Genomic DNA, 1,927 nt, shown 5'->3' on the forward strand with positions numbered 1-1,927 from the left:
CTACAAGATCCATTTAGCCGTCGATGCAAAAAGTGAACTTCCTATGGCGCTCAGGCTATCATCCCGATGAATCGCCGGAACGAGAAAGAGCCGCCGGAAGGGATGGATTTCGACGGCACGCCCGGTTGCACGATGGGGTACCGAATGACGTATTGGGGCGTGCATAACGCCTGGCTCAAGTTTCGCTGTTCGCACGCGACAGGCCAGGTGGATTGTCCGCTTGGCATGGCTGCCTGTTCGTCAAATTTACGGCTCGGCAGGTGGGGAACGATGGTCGCGATAACTCTTGTGGTTGTGTGACGACTCCACTTTCTTAACTTCGTTAGGGAATTCAGAAGGGCGCAAGTGTGTTTGTCAAGCGAAAAGTTGACCACTTTGCTAATTGAAAAGTTGACCACCCTGGAGTAGTGGGTATGGTGCCTGGCGAAGGCATGACAACATCGTCACAACTGGGTCACCGCTCGTCTTTGGCTCTCTCGGAATCGATAGGATTCGCCTTCAAACAGCAGGATGTGGGAGTGGTGGGTGAGTCGGTCGAGGAGTGCCGTCGTCAGCGTCGCGTCATGGAGCACGTCCGCCCATTTCGCAAACTCCAGGTTCGTTGTGATGAGGATGCTGCCCTTCTCGTATCGCTCCGCACAGAATTGGAAGAGTAGCGGCCCACCCTGAGGTAAGGATACATACCCGAACTCGTCCAAGCAGACCAGGTCGTACTTGTCCCACATCCGAAGGTATCTGGGCAGTCGGTACTCTGACTCTGCCTGTAAGAGCTCCTGGACGAGTTGCATCACGGTGATGAACCGCACCCTGTAGCCCGCCGAGATGGCGGCCAGCCCGATGGCGATCGCGATGTGCGTCTTGCCCGTACCGCTCGCGCCCATGCAGATCACGTTTTCCTTGGCCCGAATGAAGTCTCCTCCCGTCAGGTGCACAATCCGCTGCTTCTGCAACGTCGGAATCGCAGTAAAGTCGAATTCCTGCAGGGTCTTGTGGGCTGGGAATCGCGCCTGCTGGGTATACGCCTGCAGCCGACTAGTCTTCCTCGACTCAATCTCCTCAGCGAGGCAGGCGGCAAGGTACTGGAGGGGAGAGTGGCTGTGCACTCCCGCTTCCCTTGCCAGCGCCGCGTATGCCTTGCGTAAACCCGGCATCTTCAACTCCTTGCAGTAAATCTCCACCATGGCCGCGTGTACATCGTCGGACATCAGTGGACCACCCCTTTCGTCAGCGTGTCGTATCTGGACGGATTAGGCTGCGCGAGGCGATACATTTGCAGACCGGCTGGCACCACAGGGCTCGCGGACTCTGGTGAGTTGCGTAGCAGATGCCGATGGATCTGGTCGGCTGTCACGATATCGGGCCCAATTTCCTTAATCGCCCGCAAAATGTCTTCTGCACGCCACACCTGGTGCAGCATGAGGATAGCGACGAAGTCCTTGTATCCATCGGGTCTACTGTTCGCCATCCGGACTCGGATGCGTTGATACACTTCCGGCAACTGTCGGACGACCGCCGCGTGTGTGGCGGCGTGTGGTTTGTAAGCCAAGATCGGTAGATAGTGCTCGAGTTCCATGAACGTCTGCTTGCGCTCGTGGCTTCTCGGGTGGCTGGCCACCACCCGTTCCTTGTCGAGCACCTCAATCCGCTCAGCATACACCCTCATGAGTAGCGTCTTGCCCACGTATATGCTGGGGACGGAGTAGCGGTTGTGGTCAAAGCTGACCAAACACAGCTTGTTCACCGTGACGGGCCGTGTGGTCGCGCAACAATGAGGGCGCTTCGGCAGTGCACGCAGCCCTGCCCGCTCTTGCTCCCAAGCGGACCATCGCTTGCCACGCTCTTTCTCGCACCACTGAAGAATCAGGTCGTTTAGAGCGCCCAGGTTGGCCACATCAGGAACGGGGACACACGTATGGCGGCGGACGTA

At 57.7% G+C, this 1,927-nt stretch carries 2 protein-coding genes and 1 pseudogene; 1 reads left to right on the top strand and 2 read right to left on the bottom strand.

The window, feature by feature from the left end:
- Positions 1-45: 45 nt before the first annotated feature.
- Positions 46-246: pseudogene (locus AMA01_RS14135) on the top strand (transposase); the annotation flags it as partial.
- Positions 247-443: 197 nt separating this feature from the next.
- Here AMA01_RS14135 and istB read toward each other — a convergent pair.
- Positions 444-1,205, bottom strand: coding sequence for an IS21-like element helper ATPase IstB (gene istB, locus AMA01_RS13315; protein ID WP_067851728.1), 762 nt, complete (start codon positions 1,203-1,205; stop codon positions 444-446).
- On the bottom strand, positions 1,205-1,927 hold a 723-nt coding region (locus AMA01_RS14140; protein WP_446698022.1), incomplete at its 5' end, for a Mu transposase domain-containing protein. The genes AMA01_RS14140 and istB, both read right to left, overlap by 1 nt.

The sequence above is a fragment of the Alicyclobacillus mali NBRC 102425 genome (assembly GCF_001570745.1).
Classification (GTDB): Bacteria; Bacillota; Bacilli; order Alicyclobacillales; family Alicyclobacillaceae; genus Alicyclobacillus; species Alicyclobacillus mali.

What these genes read in the sequence shown, in the direction of transcription:
- istB (WP_067851728.1), bottom strand. Translation starts at nt 1,205, where the DNA reads ATGTCCGACGATGTACACGCGGCCATGGTGGAGATTTACTGCAAGGAG.